Origin of the sequence: Jiella soli, assembly GCF_020615385.1 — a bacterium.
GTDB lineage: Bacteria > Pseudomonadota > Alphaproteobacteria > Rhizobiales > Rhizobiaceae > VKMB-3413.
Genome location: NZ_JAJAVB010000022.1, coordinates 202,319 through 221,392, shown reverse-complemented (window position 1 = coordinate 221,392; position 19,074 = coordinate 202,319). Strand labels below are relative to the sequence as shown.

The following is a 19,074-nucleotide window of genomic DNA, read 5'->3' as shown; positions in this document are numbered from 1 at the left end:
GCTGACGCCGCGCCAGATATGGCCGTTCAGCTAAGCCCACCGCTTACCCCAATGTGACGCCTGGGCTGCCGGTGGACAAGCCTTGCGACATTTACGCCGCGATGATCGGGCGGTCGGAAGACCCGCCGCAGCCTACTCCCATTCCAGCTCGGCATAGGCCGCAGTGGCATTGCGTGCGTTGTAGGTGTCGAAGAGCTGCCATTTGTCGGCCTCGCTCCGCCCCGCGGTTTCGGCAGCCTCGGCAAGCGGAACGCCGTCGGCGATCGCCATGCGGATATCGGAGGCGAGCGCTTCGAGATAACGGGTTTCGGGCTCGAGCGCTTCCGGCCAGGGAGTGCTGACCGGACCATGACCGGGCACGACCCGCTCGGCCGGGATCGCCTTTAGCTCCGGCATCTGGGCGAGCCAGCCCTTGATCGACCCGTCGATGACCGGAAGATGGTCGAGGAACACCAGATCGCCGGCAAAGAGCGTCCTCGTCCTTTGGTCGTAGACGGTGAGATCATTGTCGGTGTGCGCGGTGCTCCAGGCCTTGAGAGTCAGCTCGCGGCCGCCGAGATCGATCATCCTCTCGCTGTCGACCGTCTCGTCCGGCGGCGTGATCACGACGGCGTCGGCGAGTTCGGCACCCAGCTGGTCGCGCATCGACTGCTTGTAGAACTCGCCGCGCGCGGTCAGCGCCGCCGGCAGCCTGCGATGGCCGATCAGGCCTGCTCCGGCGGCCTTGAACGCCTGGTTTCCGAAGATGTGATCGGGATGCATGTGCGTGTTCACGAGATAGCGGACCGGCTTGTTCGTGATGGCGCGCAGGCCTTCGAGCGCGGCTTCGCCGACCGCCGCGCTGCCACCGCTGTCGATCATCGCGACCGCCTCGTCGCCGACGACGAAGCCGATATTGGCGATATCGCCGCGGTTGGCGGGCGAGGTCTCCGCGACCTCGCCATGATGGACGTAGACGCCCGGCGCCACCTGCGAAAAGGCGAAGGCGCCGGACGCCGCTTCTGCCGGCGGCAGCGCGAATCCGAGCGCGCAGAACGTGGCGAGGCAGAGCGCGCGGAAGGCATCTTTGAAGGCTGGCGCAAAGTTGAGCATGGGATGGCGATCCGTTAGGAATTTCGTCGTGGGACTGTTCACGAAAAGGACCGCCGTCTGGTCGACGCGTCAAGCGCTGCGACAACAGCGCCCTCCGATGCAATGCGACGCTTGTCAAGCGGTGTGTGGAAGTCGATCGCAATAAAACGGCGGCGATGGGGGCGGAATGCGCGTACCCTTGCCCTCGCGTGCGGGTAGAGTTTCTTAGTCTTACTTTTCGAGGCGTAAGGCATACGGCCAATCACCCCGAGATCGCTCCTGTCGCCCTATTGTCGACGTCGCCGAAGTTCGACCTTCGGAGGAGTAGATCTTGTTAAGAAATTCCTGAGCGATCCGTGAGAGATCGATTCGATATCTATGGCGTTATTGCCTTGCACACGTCGTATTGTGCAGTGCACACAGAAAAAGTGCCAATCGGAGCTTGCGCAGGAAAGTTTCCCGATTTAGTGTCCTTTCATGGTTTCCGGCTTCAAGATCGGCGGTGTTGGGAGCGCCCCGGTTTTCGAAGGCCTCGGTAGGGCGATTATCAACGGTGCCCACCAAGACCCCTATTGGCGGTCGTGACACGCTGCCGGAAACCTTCCCCATTATCGCTGGCATGATGTTCGTCGGTTTTCGATCGGCAGGCACGGCCATACAGTTCTTTGGGAGGACAGTTGATGCTCAGAACGATTACCAAGGCGGCTCTCGCGACGACCATGATCGTCGGCTTCGCCGCGTCGGCTTCGGCCAACGAAAAACTGCAGGAGATGGCGCAGGACGCCTCGCAGTGGGTCATGCCGACGGGCGACTACGCGTCGCAGCGCTATTCGTCGCTCGACAAGATCAATCGCGATAACGTCAAGAACATGGTCCCGGCCTGGACCTTCTCGACCGGCGTCCTCCGGGGGCACGAGGGCAACCCGCTCGTGATCGGGGACACGATGTATGTCCACACCCCGTTCCCCAACACCGTCTACGCGCTCGACCTCAACGATGGCGGCTCGATCAAGTGGCGGTATGAGCCCAAGCAGGATCCGAACGTCATCCCGGTGATGTGCTGCGACACCGTCAACCGCGGCGTCGCCTACGCACCGGCCGCCGACGGCGGCCAGCCGTTGATCATCCTGCATCAGGCCGACACCACGGTGGTGGCGCTGAATGCCGACACCGGCGAGCAGGTCTGGTCGGTGCAGAACGGCGATCCGTCCAAGGGTGAGACTGGTACCGCTGCGCCGATGGTCTTCAAGGACAAGGTGCTGATCGGCATTTCCGGCGGCGAGTTCGGCGTTCGTGGCTCGGTTACGGCCTACAACATCAAGGACGGCTCCAAGGCCTGGCGCGCCTATTCCACCGGTCCGGACGACGAGATGCTGATGGACCCCGAGAAGACCATGTCGCTCGGCAAGCCGGTCGGCAAGGACTCCTCGCTCAAGACCTGGGAAGGCGACCAGTGGCAGATCGGCGGCGGCACGACCTGGGGCTGGTACTCCTACGATCCGGACCTCAACCTGATCTATTACGGGACCGGCAACCCCTCGACCTGGAACCCGTCGCAGCGCCCGGGCGATAACAAATGGTCGATGACGATCATGGCGCGTGATGCCGACACCGGCATGGCGAAGTGGGTCTACCAGATGACCCCGCACGACGAGTGGGACTATGACGGCGTCAACGAGATGATCCTCGCCGACGTCACCGTCGACGGCCAGGACCACAAGGCCCTTGTCCACTTCGACCGCAACGGCTTCGCCTACACGCTCGACCGCGAGAGCGGCGAACTGCTCGTCGCCAAGAAGTACGATCCGGCCGTGAACTGGGCGACGGAAGTCGTCATGGACAAGAGCTCGGACCAGTACGGCCGGCCGCAGGTGGTCTCGCAGTACTCGACCGAGCAGAACGGCGAGGACACCAACTCCACCGGCATCTGTCCGGCGGCGCTGGGTACCAAGGATCAGCAGCCGGCAGCCTATTCGCCGGACACCAAGCTGTTCTACGTGCCGACCAACCACGTCTGCATGGACTACGAGCCGTTCCGCGTCGCCTACACGGCCGGTCAGCCTTACGTCGGTGCGACCCTGTCGATGTATCCTGCGCCGAACAGCCATGGCGGCATGGGCAACTTCATCGCCTGGGACGCCGGCAAGGGCGAGATCGTATGGTCGCTGCCCGAGCAGTTCTCGGTGTGGTCGGGCGCTCTCGCCACCAAGGGTGGCGTCGTGTTCTACGGCACGCTGGAAGGCTATCTGAAGGCGGTCGACGCCAAGACGGGCGAGGAACTCTACAAGTTCAAGACCCCGTCCGGCATCATCGGCAACGTCATGGCCTATGAGCATGACGGCCAGGAGTATGTCGGCATCCTGTCCGGCGTCGGCGGCTGGGCCGGCATCGGTCTGGCGGCTGGTCTGACCGACCCGAACGCCGGTCTCGGCGCCGTCGGCGGCTACGCCGCGCTGTCGAAGTACACCGCGCTCGGCGGCCAGCTCACGGTCTTCACCGTTCCGGACCAGACCGCGTCCAAGTAAGGACTGAACGACCGGTCCCGGCAGCTTCGCCGGGGCCGGTCGCGGCGTTTCCGAGAGCCCGCTGTCAGGCAAATGCTGGACGACGGGCTCTCGTCATGAGGGGAGGGCTTTCTGGTCCTTCTCGCGCATCTGACGATGTCGGGCCCCAGACCCCGGCGGGGCTAGGCAGGACCGTCTCAATCCTAGAGGTTTGCATGACCAAGAAGTTCTATGCGTTCGCCGCAACCATCCTGCTCTCGACGTCGGGGCTGGCGATCGCCCAGAGCGGGACGACGATCGTCCCGGCCGGCCAGTCTGCTGGGGCGGCCACGAGCGCCGGCGAGACGGGCGCAGCTGCGGCTTCCCAGGCGGACGGTTCTTCGGCTGCCGCGAAGACCGATGCCGGCGCGGGTTCGCCCGACGCCGCAGCCGCTGCCGATTCCGGCGGGCAGGCCTCCAGCGACAAGCAGATGGCGTCGAACGACAAGATGAAGCCGGACGCCCATCCGTCTAAGGATACCGCTGCCGAGGGCAATTCGGGAGAGAAGGGCGATCTCGGCGAGTACAAGGACTCGGCCGGTAACCCCGTCTACAATATCTCCGCTGACGGCACCTATGACTGGTACGCTTGGCGCGGCTACAAGAAGTACATGGCGAACTGCATGCAGTGCCACGGGCCGGACGGCCTCGGCTCCTCCTTCGCACCGAACCTGACCGACCAGCTGACCAATCTCAGCTATTACGACTTCGCCGGCATCGTGGTCAGCGGCCAGAAGAACAAGTGGAGCCCGTCGGGCAATTCGGTGATGCCGGCCTGGGGCGAGGACCCCAACGTCATGTGCTCGCTCGATGCGATCTACGTCTATCTGCGCGGCCGTGCCGACGGGGTGATCCCGCGCGGCGAGCCCAAGCCGCACGACAAGAACAAGGAGGCTCAGGACCAGGAATATTCCTGCCTGGGATTCTGATCGAATGACAACAGCCTTTTCGAAGTTCGTCCTCGGGCTCGCTGGCGCGCTGGTGCTGGCGATGCCGATCCAGGCATCGGCACAGGTGGACCGCCAGTTCGGCGGTGAGATCGAGCTCGTCGATCCCGACGTCCTCCGGGTCTGCGCCGATCCCAACAACATGCCCTATTCCAACCAGGCGGAGGGGGGCTTCGAACAGGCGGTGGCGCGGTTCATCGCGGACAAGCTCGGGCGGAAGTCGGTGTCCTACACCTACTTCCCCCAGGCGACTGGCTTCGTGCGGATGACGCTCGGCTCCAATCTCTGCGACATCATCATGAGCTATCCGCAGGGCGACGAGCTGGTCCAGAACACCAACGCCTACTACCGGACGGCCTATGCGCTGGTTTATCCGAAGGGCGGGGACCTTGCCGGGGTGACGACGATCGAAGATCCGAAGCTGAAGGGCAAGCGGATCGGCATCGTCGCCGGGACGCCGCCGGCGACCTATCTCGCGCGGGCCGGCCTGATCAAGGACGCCAAGCCTTATCAGCTGATGGTCGACACGCGCCGCGAGAATTCCGCCAAGTCGATGATCGAGGACCTCGACAAGGGGACGATCGACGCGGCCGTGCTGTGGGGGCCGCTCGCCGGCTATTATGCCAAGGAGTCGGACAAGGATTACGCGGTCGTTCCGCTGACCCACGAGGGGAAGGGTCCCGCGACGGCCTTCCGCATCACCATGGGCGTGCGACCGGCGGACCAGGAATGGAAGCGGACGCTGAACCGCGTCATCCAGGACAATCAGGATGCGATCAACGAGATCCTCCTGTCCTATGGCGTGCCGCTCCTCGACGAACAGGACAATCCGATCTCGTCGAAGACCGGCAAGACGCCGCAGGAGGCATCGGGGCCGAAGGGGTGAGGCGCGGGCGCGGCATGGCGTTCAAAGCCGGATCTATGCGCCGCTCTTTGCTCGTTCTTGCCCTGCTGGCCGCTGGGATCGTCGTGTCCGCTTCGGGCGGGGCGGCGCAAGCGGCCGCCCCCGCTGACCACGCCGTCGTAGCGGGCACAGCGACACTGGCCGGAAATTCCGGCGACGGCGCAAGCGGGGAACCCGAAGCCCCGGCCGGGACAGTTGCGGAACCGGACGGCTACCGCATGGACGCCTATCGTGCGCCGACGCCGTCGACGCTTCACGGCGGCACGGTGATCGACACGGCGACTGCCAAGAACCTCCACGAAGCCGGCGTTCCCTTCATCGACGTCCTGCCCCGCGCGCCGCGCCCGGCGGGCCTGCCGGAAGGGACGATCTGGCGGCCGAAGCTGCACAAGGACATCCCCGGATCGCTCTGGCTGGTCGACACCGGCTATGGTGCGCTGGCTCCGGTGATGGAGCGCTATTTTCTCGACGGGCTAAGGCGGGCGACGGGCGGCGACTTCGGCCAGCCGATCGTCGTCTACTGCAAGCGCGAATGCTGGATGAGCTACAACGCCGCCAAACGCGCAATCGCGGCGGGCTATACGGCCGTCCGCTGGTATCCGGATGGCACGGACGGCTGGGAAGAAGCTGGCTTCCCGCTGCAGTCAAAAGAGCCTGAGGCACGTCCGGACGAATAGTGCGGCTGGCGACTCAATGGATCGTCCGAGCTCCAACCGATCAGACCGAACTTGGTGACATCGATGGCCGGGGATCTGCGTTCGCTGATCCCCGGCCAGCAAGGTTTGTCCTGCCTCACGTTTCGGCTCGTCTGCGCATTCACCCCGTGGGAGACGAATCGGCCTCTTCCTCGAAGGAGACGGCGACGTCGCCATTCGCCGAAAGCCGCACCTTGTCGCCTTCGACGTCGGCGACGAAGCCGAGCGGGATGAAGTGGTGGTGGCCTTCATGCGAGCCTTCGCCGCTGTCGGCCTTGGTCAGCTTGATGCGGTCGCCCTCGACGTGATCGACGGTGCCGACATGCACTCCGTCGGCTCCGATGACTTCCATATGTTCCTTGATGCGGCTGGCGTCGGCCATTGCGATCTCCTTCTGTCGATGGACGTTCCAGCCCGTAACGCGCCCGCGCGACTTTGGGATGCACGAGCTGTCGATTTCCTCTGCAGCCTCTACAGCGCCTGCTGCACCGCGCGGCCGAGCGCGAAGGCGCGCTGCTCGATCAGCGTCGGCACCTCGCAGACATAGCTCAGCGACTTCCGACGCTCGTCGAAGACCCGCGTGTCCCAAAGGATCTGCTGATGCGCTTCGTCGAGATCCGTCGGCGAATTCGTCGGCGAGCGCTGCAGCGCGTTGATCTTCTTGGATTCCTCGCGCAGGCGCGCGGCCATTGCCCGCTGCTTCGCGCCATAGCGCTCGATGCCGCTCATCACCTGGCTGCGCTCGTTGTTCAGCCGGGCCAGAATATCGGAAAACAGGGCCGCGGCCTTGGCGTCCCGCTCCTCCTGCGGGAGCGAAGCGACGAAGTCTTTCACCTTCGCCTCAGCCTCGTCGACCGGCAGGCGACGCACAACGACCTGATCGACGAGCGCGCGCATCTCCTGGCTTCGCTCGACGCCGCCGGCGAGCGCAAGGTCCGGCCCTGCCCAGATCGTCGCCGGCGTGATCGTGTCGATGCGGCGCTGAACGCAGGGCCAGTCGGTGGAGCCTTTTTCGGCACCATGGGCGAAGGCCATGGGTTTCTCCGCTGCGCCGGCCGTCCTGCCTTGTGTCTTGGCCTGATCCCCTTCGGCCGTCTCGCCAGCCGATTGCGGCGCCGACGCGCCCGTTTCGGGCGCACCCTTCGGCGGCGGTCCGGGGAGGACGAAATCCTTCGGGACCGCGCGGGGCGTCGCGCCGTCCTGAGCAATGGCCGGAAGCGGCCCGGCCAGAACGAACGCCGCGAGCGCCGAGGCGCTCAGGGTCGGGACGAATGAGGAGCGAAGCCTTCTGCGGGCGGACATGGGGGTCTTCTCCCTTGTTGTGAACGTCCATCGAGATCTCCGTCCGGCCGGTTACTGGCGCTTGCGGCTGATGACGCCCCGCGACGGATCATAGGCGATGATTGCGCCTCCGAGAAAGACGATGGTGCAGCCGAGCACGATCAGCAGCGCCTGACCGTTGAACTGGCCGTAGAGCGCAAAGCGTATGAGCTCGATGCCGTGGGTGAACGGGTTCACCTGGCAGATCTTGTAGAGCAGCGGCGAGGATTCCTGGACGCGCCAGAGCGGATAGAGCGCGGAGGAGGCGAAATACATCGGGAAGATCACGAAGTTCATGACCCCCGCGAAGTTCTCTAGCTGCTGGACCAGGGACGACAGCAGCATGCCGAGCGAGCCGAGCATCAGCCCGGTGAGGAAGATCGCCGGCAGGGCGTAGAGATAGCCGGTCCACTCCGGCTTGACGTCCCAGAACCAGGCGATGGCGAAGAAGACATAGACCTGGAGGACCCCGACTGCGACGCCGGCGAGAAGCTTGGAGGTGAGGAGGAACCAGCGCGGCAGCGGCGAGACGAGCAGCGTCTTCATCGTCCCGGTCTCGCGGTCGTAGACCATCGACAGCGACGACTGCATGCCGTTGAAGAGCAGGATCATGCCCGCAAGGCCGGGCGTGATGTAGACCTCGTAGAGGATGTAGGTCTGATAGGGCGCGACGATCGAGACGCCCAACACCTGGCGGAAGCCCGCTGCGAAGATGAACAGCCACAGGAGCGGGCGCACCAGTGCGGAGACGAAGCGCTCGCGCTGATGCAGGAAGCGCAGCCATTCGCGGAGAACGATGCCCTGCAGGCAGATGAGGTAGGCGGAGAGCGGAAAGCCGCGCCGCTCCGGCAGAGTGTCCTGATGCGAGGAGGTGATCGTCACGACGCCATCTCCAGATCTGTCTGGCGGCCGGCAAGGCCGGTGAGGCCGGAAAACGCCTCGCGGATCGACGCGACGCGCTCGGCCGCGACGATGTCGGGGACCCGGCCTTCCGCCAGGACCTTGCCATGGTGAAGGACGACGACCCGATCGCTCTCGTCGATCTCGTCGATCAGATGCGTCGCCCAGAGGACGGAGACGCCTTCCTCCTTCACGAGGCGCCGCACCTCGGCGACGATCTCGGCGCGCGAGCGGATGTCGAGCCCGACCGTCGGCTCGTCGAGCAGGATCAGCCGCGGCCGGTGCATGAAGGCGCGCACGATCTCGATCCGGCGCAGCTGGCCGCCGGAGAGGTTGCGGGCCTTTTCGCCGAGCCGGTCGATCAGGTCCGACCCGGCCAGGATTTCGCCGATCCGCGCCTTGGCCATCTTGCTGGGAATTCCGTGCAGCGCGGCGTGGTAGATCAGATTCTGCCGGATCGACAGGTCGAGATCCAGCGTGCGCGCCTGGAAGACGATACCGAGGCGGCGCAGCGCCTCCCCCGGTTCCCGGTGCAGGTCATGGCCGAGAATCCGGATCGATCCGGCGCGCGTGTCGAAGAGACGCGTGATCAGCGAATAGAGCGTCGACTTGCCGGCGCCGTTCGGCCCGAGCAGCGCGGTGAACGATCCCTGCGGCACGCAGAAGGAGACATCGTCGAGCGCCCGCCTCTGGCCATAGGAATGGCTGACATGCTCGACGCTGAGGGCCGGGGCGCCGGGGGCTTCCGAATCGTTCACGGTCCCGTCCTGCATTCTTGCATCGCTCTCTTCGGCGCCTTCGTCCTCTCTACACGGCAAAGGCTTGATCGGGCAGGGGCCAGACGACGCGAGGCCGCGGAACGAGCCGCGGCCTCGTCGTCGCTGTGGTTTAGGGGTGTCACGGCACCACGGTGATCGTGCCCTTCATCTCGTGCTCTTTGTCGAGGCCGCCGACATGCCAGTCGTAGCGGCCGGGCCGCACGGTCTGGAACTGCACGGTGATGGTGCCGTGGGCGTCGTATTCGAGCCAGGCCGGCGCGCCGGCCATATGAACCTCGAGATCGTCGATGACGATCTGGTTCATCCAGACATTGCGGAAGAAGTCGGGCGCGTTGAACTTGTATTCGATGTCGCCCTCGGACTTGATATCCCAGCGATAGGCTTGGCCGGCGCGCAGATAGAAATCGGTGTGACTGACCTTGAAGGGCTGACCGCCCTGGCCGAGGACCAGCGGCGTGATGATCTGCGAGGACAGGCTGTTCTTCGGCAGGCCGATCTGGTCGCCGTTGAGGGCGGCCGCCGGCATCATCTCCGAACCCGGAGGGATCTTCAGTCCTTCGGCGGCCGGCACCATGCTGGCGCTCTGGGCGTCGCCGTCATCATCATCATCATCGTCGTCGTCCGCCTGTGCGGTAGCGGAAGCCGCGGGGCTGGCCGCGTCGTCGTCATCGGCCTGCTGGGCGAAAGCAGGGCCGGCCGGCGCGAAGGCGATGCCCACACCGAACAATGCGGCCATTAGAACGAGCCATGGTGATTTCATTACAGTTTCTCCCGGTGGTTATCATCGATCTCGCGCGGGCGACGGTTGCCGCGCGATCATTCCGGCGTGACGGCGAGACCCCATGGCTGCTGGCCGACCTGAACCGACTTCACGGCGCGGTCGGATGCGACGTCGATGATCGTGATGTCGTTTGATAGGCCGTTGGTGGTGAAGAGATATTTCTGGTCCGGCGAAAAGGCGAGCTGCCAAACTCTCTGGCCGACGAGGATATAGTCCTCCACCTCGTAGGTGTTGGCATCGACGACTGCGACACGATTGGCCGGTCCGAGCGCGATATAGGCCTTGGTTCCATCGTCGGTGATGCGCACGCCCACCGGCTGGATCGCCCCGGAGCGGATGCCTGGGATATCGAAGGTAACCTTGTGCTTGACCACCTTGGTCGCGGCGTCGATCACCGATACGGTGCCGCCGATCTCCGCCGACACCCAGATCTCGGTCCCGTCCTGCTTGTACTGGGCGAAGCGGGGTCGCGAATCGACGAGAACGTTGGCGGTGATCTGCTGGCTGTCGCGGTCGATGAAATGCGCCATGTTCGTCGTTTCCGACGTATTGACGACGGTCTGCCCGTCTGGCGATACACCCATGCCCTCCGGCTCGACGCCGACCGGGATCTCGGCGAGGCGCGCACCAGTGTTCAGGTCGATGACGGTGACGAGATTGTCGTCTTCATTGGCGGCATAGAGCTGGTCGCCGCTGGGCGACACCACCAGGAGTTCAGGATCGGGGCCAGATGGCAGCGTCCGGATGAACGCATGCGTCTTAGTGTCGAATTCTTTGATGATGTCGTCGTCGCTCGTGCAGACGTAGAGCGACTTGCCGTCCGGGCTGACGGCGATGCCGCGCGGCCTCTGGCCGACGGCGAACGTGTCGACAACGGCAAAGTCCTGTTCGGAGTCGAGAACAGAGACGTCGTTCCCCTTCTCGTTCGACACGAAGACCTTGTAGGCGTAGGCCGGGCTTGCCGACAGCGCGAGCGTCGCGGCGAGAGCCGCAAGGGGCAGTCGTCTCAATCATTCCTCCCATCAGCCGCAGCAGACTGCGAATGCTCGCCTGCTCGTCCACGCAGGGTGCGCGACGGCTCGTTACTCGTCGATCGACATCACGATGATCTTGTAGTCACCGTTGAGCTTGATGTCGTATTGGCCGATTTGGCATGTCGCGTCGTCGATCTCGAAGAGGTCGTCGCTCTCCTTCTCGACCGCGGTTGCGGTGCATCCGATCTTGGACAGCGTCTCGGCGACCTTCGAAACCTCCTCAGAGGAGGCCATCTCTTCGATCGTATCCGATTCCTGAGCCATTGCGACGCTGGCGGCGAAAGCGAATGCGCAGGTACATGCCAGTTTAGCGATCATCGTCAAAGCGAGCCTCCCGTCTCGTTCGTCGGTGTCCGGTGTTCCCCACGTTTCGCCTTTGGGAGAGACGAACCGTGGAGAACACCAGCCGATTGAATTGCTAGCTTACGAGATTGCCGAAGAGCAACGGGACTACTTCCCGGAATGCGATCGATCGCCACCTTCGAGCATGCGGCCGCCTTTGGTTTCGATCGCGAAGCGCACGAGGTCGGAGGTCCGCTCGACCCCAAGCTTTTCCTTCATCCGGGTCGATGTGTTGGCGATGGTCTTGTAGGCGACGCCGAGCCCCTCGGCGATGTCGGTGAGGCTCTTGCCGTCGCCCAGCATGTGCAGGATCTGGAGTTCGCGGCGGGAGAGGTCGGTCACGCCGGAGCGGACGCTCTCGTGCTCGGCCATCAGTGCCGCCGTCTCCCTGTCGACATAGGCCTCGTTCTCCAGCGCCTTTTCGATCGCGGTGAGGAGTTCGTCGGACGGCGCGCTTTTCGAAACGTAGCCGAGCGCCCCGTCGCGGCGCGCCGAGGCGGCGTAGACAATGTCGGAATACATCGAGAAGACGACGATCCTGGCCTTCGGATCGTCGGCTCGCAGGCGCCTGAGCACGTCGAGCCCGCTGCCGTTCTTCAGGTTGATGTCGAGCACGGTGACGTCGGGCCTGAGCCTGCGGAAGACGGCGAGGGCCTCGGATGGCGTCTCGGCTTCGCCGATCTCGCTCACCTTCAGGCTCTCGATCAGGCGCCGAACGCCGTCCCGAACCACCGTGTGGTCATCGACGATCAGGATCTTCATGCGTCGTCCTCGCTTATCGCGGCCCCGCCGCCGTCGTCCCACCCCTCGGCAGGTCCCGTGCCCTTCGGCAGCGGCACGTAGCCTTCGACGCTCACGCCCGGCGGGAGGAAAATTTCGCTCACCGTCAGCTCCCCGCCGGCGGCCTCGACCCGCTCGCGCATGCCGATCAGGCCGAACCCGCCACCCGTTCCGCCCGTCTGAAGACCGCCGCCGTCGTCGGTCACGGCGAAGGAGAGGCGGCCGCCATCGGCGGTGATCCTGATCGATATGTGCGACGGCCGACCGTGGCGCAATGCATTGTTGACGGCTTCGCGAACGGCTCTCAGCACGAGGACCTCCAGCGTGCCGCCCCAGTCGCCGTCCGGGACCTGGGCGGTGAAGCGAACGTCGGTGTGCCGACGCGCCAGATCCTCCAGCATGTCGTCGAGCGAAGCCTTGAGGCCGAGCCCTGGCATCGTGCCGGGCCTGAGATTGGTGAGGATGCGGCGGACCTCCTTGCGGGCGCGATGCGAGGCCGCCTTGATCGCCTCCGCCCGCGAGCGCAGGGGGGCGACCTTGTCCGCTTCGAGAGCGTTCCCGGGCCTTGCCAGCCTTGCGATCGCCGAAGCGTCGACGTCGATCGCGAAGAGCAGCGGCCCGACCTCGTCGTGAAGGTCGCGGGCGAGATCGGCGCGCTCCTCGTCCTGCAGGCGCAGGAGCTGCTCCGAGAGCCGCCGATTGCGGGCGGAGATCTCCTCGAGCCGCCGGTTCATGACGTTCAGTCCCTCCGCCAGCCGCCGCATCTCGGGCGGTCCGAACGGGTGAACCTTGCCGTCATAGTCGCCCGTGCCGATGCGCACGAACGCAGCCTCGATCGTCGCGAGGGGCCGCAGAGCCCGGCCTGCGACCATCCAGACCGCGACGAAGGCGATGACCACGAAGAGGATGAGGATCGCCAGCCCGGTCAGGAGGTCGAACCAGGTGTCGGCCAGCTCGTTGCGCGGATCGACGAGGATGGCGACGGAGGTGACCGGTGCAGAAATCGCCGACAGCGGCATGATCGTCGTCGATGGATCGGGCGCCAAAAGCTGGACGAACCAGTCCGGCATCGAATCATAGTCCTTGGCGAGCCTGGACTGGTCGGCGATCACGCCGAGCGAGTTGATCAGGATCACCTTGACGTGCCGGTCGCCGTTGAAGGTCCGCACGAAGGCGGCAAGCTTTCCCGGCACGTCGCGCGTCGCCGGCAGTTCGGCGACGAGTTGCGCAACCCGGTTCATCGCGACGCTGCGCGCGGCGCTGAGTTCGGTGACGATATTGTCGCGCGCCTGTTTGTAGGTGACGATCCCGCCGATCAGGAGGATCACCAGGAAGGCGATGGTCAGCGTGGCGGCGAGGCGGGCTTTCAATGACACGGCGAAGACGATGCACCGACCCTGGTTCTGGCGCGCGGCGATGGCTCGGCCTGCCGCGGCGACATGGGAGACGGTCCAAGTCCTACATCGCCAGAGCCCTCGCCAGAAGCCTCCGCGCCTCTCGGCCGCCTTGCCCAAAGGCCGCTGGCATCGTTTGCCATATCCCGGTCAGGTGCTTCCTGCCGGGTCGTCAGTCCTTGAACACGCACTTGGTCTCCGGCCGGTCGAACCCCAGCGTATCGAGTTCCGACACCTGATGCAGGAAGCCCTCCTGCGGCGACGCCGTCACCACGGAATTCTCCTCGCCGAGCAGGACCGGCTGGCGCAGCTGCCAGTTCCAGTCGCGGAAGGTCAGGCGCTGGCCCTTGAAGGCGGCGACGGTGAAGTCGGGCCCCTTGATGTAGGCATCGACCTTTTGCGGATCGACCGACTGGGTCCGCGAGGTCGCCTCGCCGATGACGCGCACGGCGGTCCAAGCCTGCATGTCCTTGGATTGCATGCGCCGGCCCGCCGCCTTCTCGAAGCGGTTCTGGATCTGCGCGCCGCCCCATTGTTCGCTTGCCGGGTGCCAGGAACCGGGGACAAGGCCGGCGGTGCCGGCGACGGGGCGCGGGATCCAGGTGCGCCAGGGCACATAGGTGCCGAAGACCTCGCTTTCGTCGGCGACGAGCAGGACGTCGTGATCGGGCAGGTCCTGCAGGAAGACCGGGATCTGGCGTTGCACCAGCGCCTGACCGGAATCAGTGGCCCGGGCGCCGCCCTTGTCCTCGAACACCTTCTCACCGACGATCTTGCCGCCGAACTTCGTCGCGGCCCGCTTCAGGTCGTCGGCGAAGGCCTGGTCGGCCGGATGCTCGCCCTCGACCAGCGCCCAGTCGCGCCACTGCTTCCACATCAGATATTGCGCCAGGCCGTCGGTCAGCATCGCCCGCGACGGGGCGATGTGCAGCATGTTGGAGCGGCAGTCCTCCTGGCGCAGCCGGTCGTCCTCGGCCCCGGCATTGAGCACGAGCGCGCCGCTTTTCTCGGCAAGATCCGCGACCTTCAGCGTGTCCTCGGCCGAAAGATCGGTGACGATGTAGTGGACACCGTCGCCGAGCATCGTCTCGGCCGCCGCGACCGCGTCTTCGCCCGGCGCGAGCGTCACCGGAACGAAGGTGAACTTCTGGCCCAGGAAGGAACCGGTCGTGTCGTTGTCGGCGATCGCGACCTTCGCGCCGGCAAGACCGATGTCCTCCGGCGGGATGTCGAGCACCGAGAGCGCCAGCGTGCGCTCATAGGTGCGCAGATAGCCGATCTTGACCTCCTGCATCTGCTTCTCGCCGGCGGCATTCGCCGCGGCCGCCTGTGCGGTTCCAGGGCTCGCAAACATCAGCGCAGGCGCCGAGACGAGCGCCAAAAGGACCGAACCGGTCGCGGTGGCCCGTGCGAGTTTGGCAAAGTGTTTCAGCAAGATCGTCCTCCCGTACATCCGGCCGGCTGCACAGGGCCCGATGCGGATGTCTCCTTCCGTCGCCGATTTGTCTCGCACTTTCCGGGCGCTATCACTAGGGACCGGTGTGGGCGCCGCAGTCGCGGAGGAGCGAGATGTTCAGGCAAGAGATGAGTTACGGACGTGACCTCGTAAGGCAAGCGAGACTTTTTCCCGTTGTCCTGGTTCTGGCGGCGCTCGCGGCCATGGCGGCACCGGCGCTTGCGGCGGAGCGGAACGTCGCGGTGTTCGACTTCGAGCTGATCGATTCGAGCCTCGAGGGGCAGATGTTGGGCGAGGATTCGGCCCAGACGGCGCGCCTCGACAAGATGGCGCCGACGCTGCGCGAGGACATCGGGGCGCTGCCGGACTTCGCGATCGTCGACACCCAGCCGGTCGAGGCGAGGGCGAAGAAGCAGAACCTTCAGAACTGCGGCAATTGCGCGGTCACCTTCGCCAAGGATATCGGCGCCGATATCGCCGTCATCGGCACGGTGCAGAAGGTGTCGAACCTCATTCTCAACATCAACGCCTATGCCTTCGACGTCGGCACTGGGAAGCAGATCGCCCGCGGCAGCGCCGACATCCGCTCGAATACCGACGAGAGCTGGCAGCGCGGCATCGACTATCTGTGGAAAAACGTCCTGAAGACGCAGTTCGAGAGCCTGAAGTGACCAAGCTTCTGGCCAGTGTCACCGGTCCGGACGAGGCCGGGATCGTGATCGAGGGCGGCGCCGACATCGTCGATCTGAAGGACCCGTCGAAGGGCGCGCTCGGCGCGGTTCCGCCCGCGGTCCTTAAGGCGACGATCGTCCGCGTCGCTGGCCGCCGGCCGGTCTCGGCGGTGGCGGGCGACCTGCCGATGGAGCCGCGCATCGTCTCGGCCGAGGTGGAGGCGCGCGCCGCGGCCGACTTCGTCAAGATCGGCCTGTTCCCGGCGAGCCGGCGCGAGCGCGAGGCGGTGATAAGCGCTCTCCGGCCGCTCGCCGAAAGGATCCGGCTCGTTGCCGTCTTCTTCGCCGACGGCGACCCGGACTTCGATCTTCTGCCTTTGCTCGCGGAAGCGGGCTTTGCCGGCGCGATGATCGACACGATCGGGAAGACCGGCGGCGAGGGCGCTCCGGCTGGCGGTGGGCCGAAGGGCCTCCTGTCGCATCTCTCGGTCGCCAGTCTTGGCAGCTTCCTGGAGCGGGCGAGGGGACTCGGCCTGATGACCGGGCTCGCCGGATCGCTGGAACCGCCGGACGTGCCGCGCCTCCTCGTGCTGGAGCCGGACTATCTCGGCTTTCGCGGCGCGCTCGCCGCCGGCCGGCGCGACGGCCCGGTCGACCTTCCCGCGGTGCGGCGGATCGCCGGCCTGATCCATGGCCCTTCGACGGAGAGCGTCGGCGCGGGAGTGGCGAAAGACCGCATCTTCGTGCGCGACATGACGATGGCGATGGAGATCGGCGCCTATGGCCATGAGCGCGGACGGCGCCAGGATGTCCGGTTTTCCGTGGAGGCACAGATCGACCGGATCCGGCCGGACGCCGAGACCATGGGCGACATCTATTCCTACGACGTCATCATGGACGCGATCCGGGCCCTCGGCGAGCGCGGCCACACTGATCTCGTCGAGACGCTGGCGCTGTCGCTGTGCCGGGCGATTCTTGCCGATCGCCGTGTGCACGAGGTAACGGTGCGGGTGGAAAAACTTGCGCTCGGCCCCGGCGCGGTGGGCATCGAATTGACGCGAAGGCGGACCGATCTCGACACATAATCGTCACGGATTTGATCGTGCCCCCTTGTTCTTTTGCGCAATGAGGCGATGATTTCCCTTTGAGATCGCCAGGAGATGGCGACGGGGTTGCCGGGCGGGAGGCTTGGAACCCCCACGATCGAGAAGCGGCCGCAGCAAGGCCGCCAGGGCAGGGAGTGCGCGTGCGGCCGAAAGGTCAGCACACGCGGTGTGAAACGCGTCCGGGGCGGGCAAATGGAAAAGGAAACTAAAGGCATCCTCGTCGTCAAATTCGGTGGCAGTTCGGCGAGTTCTCCCGATCTCAAGCGCTGGGTCGCGGCGATCGAGCAGGCGCGCGGGCCGCTGGTCGTGGTGCCCGGGGGCGGGCCCTTCGCCGATACGGTGCGGATGTATCAACGACAGATCGCCTATGATGACGATGCGGCGCATGAAATGGCGATCCTCGCCATGGAGCAGTTCGGCTGCGCGCTGGTGTCGCTTGGGCAACGGATGGTGAAGGCCCGCGACATCGCGGCGATCCACCGGGCGATCGAGGCAGGAAAGATCCCGGTCTGGATGCCGCGCGACCTGGCGCTGGGTGCGCCGGAACTCGCGCACGACTGGACGGTGACGTCGGACTCGCTTTCAGCCTGGCTCGCGGCAAGGCTGCCGCAGGCGCGACTCTGCCTGTTCAAGCAGATCGACGTGCCGCTCGAAGCGACGGTCGAGGCGCTGGTCGGCGCTCATATCGTCGACGAGAGCTTCGGCAAGCATCTGAACGCCGGGACGAGGGTCTATGTCGCGGGTCCCGCAGACATGTCGGCGGCCGGGGTGCGGCTTGCCGATGGCGACATACCCGGGCGGCTTCTTGCGCTGCGCCGCCCGGTGCCGGAACTGGCGGCACCCTGACCCGCGCGGCGACAGCCGGCGGCGAGAAGTTTGACGCATCTCGTGCCGGCCGAGGCTTTTCAAGCCGACGCAAATACCCGACATAGCCGGTCATGGCGAGACAGCGACTGCTCTTTTTGACCGGGCATCTGGCCCGACCCCGGCTCGAACGCGTGCTCGCCGGGCTCGGCGAGACCGACTTCGACTGGGCGATTGCCGATATCGGGGTGAAGGTCGCGGCGCTCGCCACCGGCGAGATCATCGAGCGCCGGCTCGAGCGGCCGGTTGAGGCCGACGGCGTGATCCTGCCCGGCCGCTGCCGGGCCGATCTCGACCGCCTCTCCGAAGTGTTCGGCGTGCCGTTCACTCGCGGCCCGGACGAGCTAGCGGATCTTCCAGCCTTTCTCGGCCGCAAGGGCGCGCCGCCGGATCTCTCCCGGCACGACATGCGCATCTTCGCCGAGATCGTCGACGCTTCCGCCCTATCGGTGGAGGCGATCCTCGCACGCGCCCAGCCGATGCGCGCGGCCGGCGCCGAGGTGATCGATCTCGGCTGCCTGCCCGACACGCCGTTCCCGCATCTGGAGGAGACGGTGCAGGCCCTGAAGGCGGACGGCTTCGGCGTCAGCGTCGATTCGGCCGACCCGGAAGAATTGCGGCGCGCGACCCGGGCCGGCGCGGACTTCCTCCTGAGCCTTACCGAGGAGCGCATGGAAGTCGCCGAGGCCGGCGGTGCCGTGCCGATTCTCGTGCCGACGACGCCGCAGGACGAAGCCTCGCTCGACCGGGCGATCGAGCGGGCGCGGCAGATGGGGATCGACTTCATCGCCGACTCGATCCTCGATCCCATCCATTTTGGGTTCTCGGCCTCGCTGGTGCGCTACCACCAATTGCGCGCGCGCCATCCGGACATCGAGATCCTGATGGGCACCGGCAATCTCACCGAACTCACCGACGCCGACACGTCCGGCATCACCGCGACCCTCCTCGGCATCTGCTCGGAACTCGCCATCCGCAATCTTCTCGTCGTCCATGTCAGCCCGCATACGCGCGAGACGGTCGCCGAGCACGATGCGGCCCGGCGCATGCTCTATGCCGCGCGCGCCGATAACGCCCTGCCGCGGGGCTATTCGAAGGGCCTGCTCCAGGTCCACGACGTCAAGCCGTTCGCGGCGACGCCGCAGGAACTCGCCGACCAGGCGGCGACGATCCGCGACCGCAATTATCGCATCGAGACGGCGGAGGACGGTGTCCATCTCTACAATCGCGACGTCCATGTGGTGGAGACGGATGCCTTCGAGTTCTTTCCCCATCTCGATGTCGGGGACGACGCGGGCCATGCCTTCTATCTCGGGGCAGAGCTCCAGAAGGCGGAGATCGCCTGGCGGCTCGGCAAGCGCTACGCGCAGGATACCGGCCTCGACTTCGGCGTCGCCGCGCCGCGCCGGGAAGAGGATCGCACCCGGCTGGAAGCCGCCGGACATACGTTGAAGGCGAAGAAGCAGACCTCCTGAGCGACAGGCGCT

Annotated in this window: 19 protein-coding genes; 8 read left to right on the top strand and 11 right to left on the bottom strand. The window is 65.6% G+C overall.

Annotated features, from left to right (window positions below; translation table 11 throughout):
* Positions 1 to 132: 132 nt before the first annotated feature.
* Positions 133 to 1,092: a quinoprotein relay system zinc metallohydrolase 2 gene (locus LH400_RS12590; protein ID WP_229153065.1), complete on the bottom strand. Its 960-nt coding sequence runs from the start codon at positions 1,090 to 1,092 to the stop codon at positions 133 to 135.
* A gap of 659 nt (positions 1,093 to 1,751) precedes the next feature.
* Between LH400_RS12590 and LH400_RS12585 the strand changes: the two genes are divergently transcribed.
* The 4 genes from LH400_RS12585 to LH400_RS12570 all read left to right on the top strand — a co-directional run bounded on the left by LH400_RS12585 (position 1,752) and on the right by LH400_RS12570 (position 6,142).
* Positions 1,752 to 3,596: a methanol/ethanol family PQQ-dependent dehydrogenase gene (locus LH400_RS12585; protein ID WP_229153064.1), complete on the top strand. Its 1,845-nt coding sequence runs from the start codon at positions 1,752 to 1,754 to the stop codon at positions 3,594 to 3,596.
* 194 nt (positions 3,597 to 3,790) lie between these two features.
* Positions 3,791 to 4,543 (top strand): c-type cytochrome, encoded by a 753-nt coding sequence (locus LH400_RS12580; protein ID WP_229153063.1) that lies wholly within the window; start codon positions 3,791 to 3,793, stop codon positions 4,541 to 4,543.
* Between the two features lie 4 nt (positions 4,544 to 4,547).
* Positions 4,548 to 5,447 (top strand): substrate-binding domain-containing protein, encoded by a 900-nt coding sequence (locus LH400_RS12575; protein ID WP_370638383.1) that lies wholly within the window; start codon positions 4,548 to 4,550, stop codon positions 5,445 to 5,447.
* A 155-nt stretch (positions 5,448 to 5,602) separates the two neighbouring features.
* On the top strand, positions 5,603 to 6,142 hold the full coding sequence (locus LH400_RS12570; RefSeq protein WP_255617262.1) for a PQQ-dependent catabolism-associated CXXCW motif protein: 540 nt from the start codon (positions 5,603 to 5,605) through the stop codon (positions 6,140 to 6,142).
* Between the two features lie 139 nt (positions 6,143 to 6,281).
* Here the strand turns inward: LH400_RS12570 and LH400_RS12565 are convergent, their stop codons facing one another.
* From LH400_RS12565 to LH400_RS12520, 10 genes are all read right to left on the bottom strand, one after another.
* Entirely contained in the window at positions 6,282 to 6,542 is a 261-nt protein-coding gene (locus LH400_RS12565; protein WP_229153061.1) for a DUF2171 domain-containing protein, read from the bottom strand.
* 89 nt (positions 6,543 to 6,631) lie between these two features.
* Positions 6,632 to 7,462: a hypothetical protein gene (locus tag LH400_RS12560; RefSeq protein ID WP_229153060.1), complete on the bottom strand. Its 831-nt coding sequence runs from the start codon at positions 7,460 to 7,462 to the stop codon at positions 6,632 to 6,634.
* Positions 7,463 to 7,513: 51 nt separating this feature from the next.
* Positions 7,514 to 8,362, bottom strand: coding sequence for an ABC transporter permease (locus tag LH400_RS12555; RefSeq protein ID WP_370638382.1), 849 nt, complete (start codon positions 8,360 to 8,362; stop codon positions 7,514 to 7,516).
* Entirely contained in the window at positions 8,359 to 9,153 is a 795-nt protein-coding gene (locus LH400_RS12550) for an ABC transporter ATP-binding protein (protein ID WP_370638381.1), read from the bottom strand. Before LH400_RS12550 ends, LH400_RS12555 begins: the two co-directional genes overlap by 4 nt.
* A 124-nt stretch (positions 9,154 to 9,277) precedes the next feature.
* Positions 9,278 to 9,919: a cupredoxin domain-containing protein gene (locus tag LH400_RS12545; protein WP_229153058.1), complete on the bottom strand. Its 642-nt coding sequence runs from the start codon at positions 9,917 to 9,919 to the stop codon at positions 9,278 to 9,280.
* A 56-nt stretch (positions 9,920 to 9,975) separates the two neighbouring features.
* The gene (locus LH400_RS12540; RefSeq protein WP_229153057.1) at positions 9,976 to 10,950 is read right to left on the bottom strand and encodes a PQQ-dependent catabolism-associated beta-propeller protein; all 975 of its coding nucleotides are present in this window, start codon (positions 10,948 to 10,950) and stop codon (positions 9,976 to 9,978) included.
* 72 nt (positions 10,951 to 11,022) lie between these two features.
* Positions 11,023 to 11,238, bottom strand: a complete 216-nt coding sequence (locus LH400_RS12535) for a hypothetical protein (protein ID WP_229153056.1) — start codon at positions 11,236 to 11,238, stop codon at positions 11,023 to 11,025.
* A 186-nt stretch (positions 11,239 to 11,424) separates the two neighbouring features.
* Positions 11,425 to 12,078 carry a response regulator transcription factor gene (locus LH400_RS12530; protein ID WP_229153055.1) on the bottom strand — a complete coding sequence of 218 codons (654 nt, stop codon included), beginning with the start codon at positions 12,076 to 12,078 and terminating at the stop codon, positions 11,425 to 11,427.
* Positions 12,075 to 13,472: a sensor histidine kinase gene (locus LH400_RS12525; RefSeq protein ID WP_229153054.1), complete on the bottom strand. Its 1,398-nt coding sequence runs from the start codon at positions 13,470 to 13,472 to the stop codon at positions 12,075 to 12,077. Before LH400_RS12525 ends, LH400_RS12530 begins: the two co-directional genes overlap by 4 nt.
* A gap of 190 nt (positions 13,473 to 13,662) precedes the next feature.
* Complete coding sequence (locus tag LH400_RS12520; RefSeq protein ID WP_229153176.1) at positions 13,663 to 14,844, bottom strand: ABC transporter substrate-binding protein; 1,182 nt, start codon at positions 14,842 to 14,844, stop codon at positions 13,663 to 13,665.
* 305 nt (positions 14,845 to 15,149) lie between these two features.
* Here LH400_RS12520 and LH400_RS12515 point away from each other — a divergent pair, with 305 nt between their 5' ends.
* The 4 genes from LH400_RS12515 (at position 15,150) to LH400_RS12500 (ending at position 19,062) form a co-directional block, all read left to right on the top strand.
* Positions 15,150 to 15,617, top strand: coding sequence for a DUF3280 domain-containing protein (locus tag LH400_RS12515; protein ID WP_229153053.1), 468 nt, complete (start codon positions 15,150 to 15,152; stop codon positions 15,615 to 15,617).
* Positions 15,614 to 16,702, top strand: a complete 1,089-nt coding sequence (locus LH400_RS12510) for a (5-formylfuran-3-yl)methyl phosphate synthase (RefSeq protein ID WP_229153052.1) — start codon at positions 15,614 to 15,616, stop codon at positions 16,700 to 16,702. The genes LH400_RS12515 and LH400_RS12510 overlap by 4 nt, the downstream gene beginning before the upstream one ends.
* A 213-nt stretch (positions 16,703 to 16,915) precedes the next feature.
* A complete protein-coding gene (locus tag LH400_RS12505) occupies positions 16,916 to 17,569 on the top strand; it encodes an amino acid kinase family protein (protein WP_229153051.1) in 654 nt (217 codons plus the stop codon).
* A 92-nt stretch (positions 17,570 to 17,661) separates the two neighbouring features.
* Positions 17,662 to 19,062 (top strand): DUF6513 domain-containing protein, encoded by a 1,401-nt coding sequence (locus tag LH400_RS12500; RefSeq protein ID WP_229153050.1) that lies wholly within the window; start codon positions 17,662 to 17,664, stop codon positions 19,060 to 19,062.
* Positions 19,063 to 19,074: the final 12 nt, after the last annotated feature.

What these genes read in the sequence shown, in the direction of transcription:
- LH400_RS12590 (WP_229153065.1), bottom strand. Translation starts at nt 1,092, where the DNA reads ATGCTCAACTTTGCGCCAGCCTTCAAAGATGCCTTCCGCGCGCTCTGC.
- LH400_RS12585 (WP_229153064.1), top strand. Translation starts at nt 1,752, where the DNA reads ATGCTCAGAACGATTACCAAGGCGGCTCTCGCGACGACCATGATCGTC.
- LH400_RS12580 (WP_229153063.1), top strand. Translation starts at nt 3,791, where the DNA reads ATGACCAAGAAGTTCTATGCGTTCGCCGCAACCATCCTGCTCTCGACG.
- LH400_RS12575 (WP_370638383.1), top strand. Translation starts at nt 4,548, where the DNA reads ATGACAACAGCCTTTTCGAAGTTCGTCCTCGGGCTCGCTGGCGCGCTG.
- LH400_RS12565 (WP_229153061.1), bottom strand. Translation starts at nt 6,542, where the DNA reads ATGGCCGACGCCAGCCGCATCAAGGAACATATGGAAGTCATCGGAGCC.
- LH400_RS12560 (WP_229153060.1), bottom strand. Translation starts at nt 7,462, where the DNA reads ATGTCCGCCCGCAGAAGGCTTCGCTCCTCATTCGTCCCGACCCTGAGC.
- LH400_RS12550 (WP_370638381.1), bottom strand. Translation starts at nt 9,153, where the DNA reads ATGCAGGACGGGACCGTGAACGATTCGGAAGCCCCCGGCGCCCCGGCC.
- LH400_RS12545 (WP_229153058.1), bottom strand. Translation starts at nt 9,919, where the DNA reads ATGAAATCACCATGGCTCGTTCTAATGGCCGCATTGTTCGGTGTGGGC.
- LH400_RS12535 (WP_229153056.1), bottom strand. Translation starts at nt 11,238, where the DNA reads ATGGCTCAGGAATCGGATACGATCGAAGAGATGGCCTCCTCTGAGGAG.
- LH400_RS12530 (WP_229153055.1), bottom strand. Translation starts at nt 12,078, where the DNA reads ATGAAGATCCTGATCGTCGATGACCACACGGTGGTTCGGGACGGCGTT.
- LH400_RS12520 (WP_229153176.1), bottom strand. Translation starts at nt 14,844, where the DNA reads ATGTTTGCGAGCCCTGGAACCGCACAGGCGGCCGCGGCGAATGCCGCC.
- LH400_RS12515 (WP_229153053.1), top strand. Translation starts at nt 15,150, where the DNA reads ATGGCGGCACCGGCGCTTGCGGCGGAGCGGAACGTCGCGGTGTTCGAC.
- LH400_RS12505 (WP_229153051.1), top strand. Translation starts at nt 16,916, where the DNA reads ATGGAAAAGGAAACTAAAGGCATCCTCGTCGTCAAATTCGGTGGCAGT.
- LH400_RS12500 (WP_229153050.1), top strand. Translation starts at nt 17,662, where the DNA reads ATGGCGAGACAGCGACTGCTCTTTTTGACCGGGCATCTGGCCCGACCC.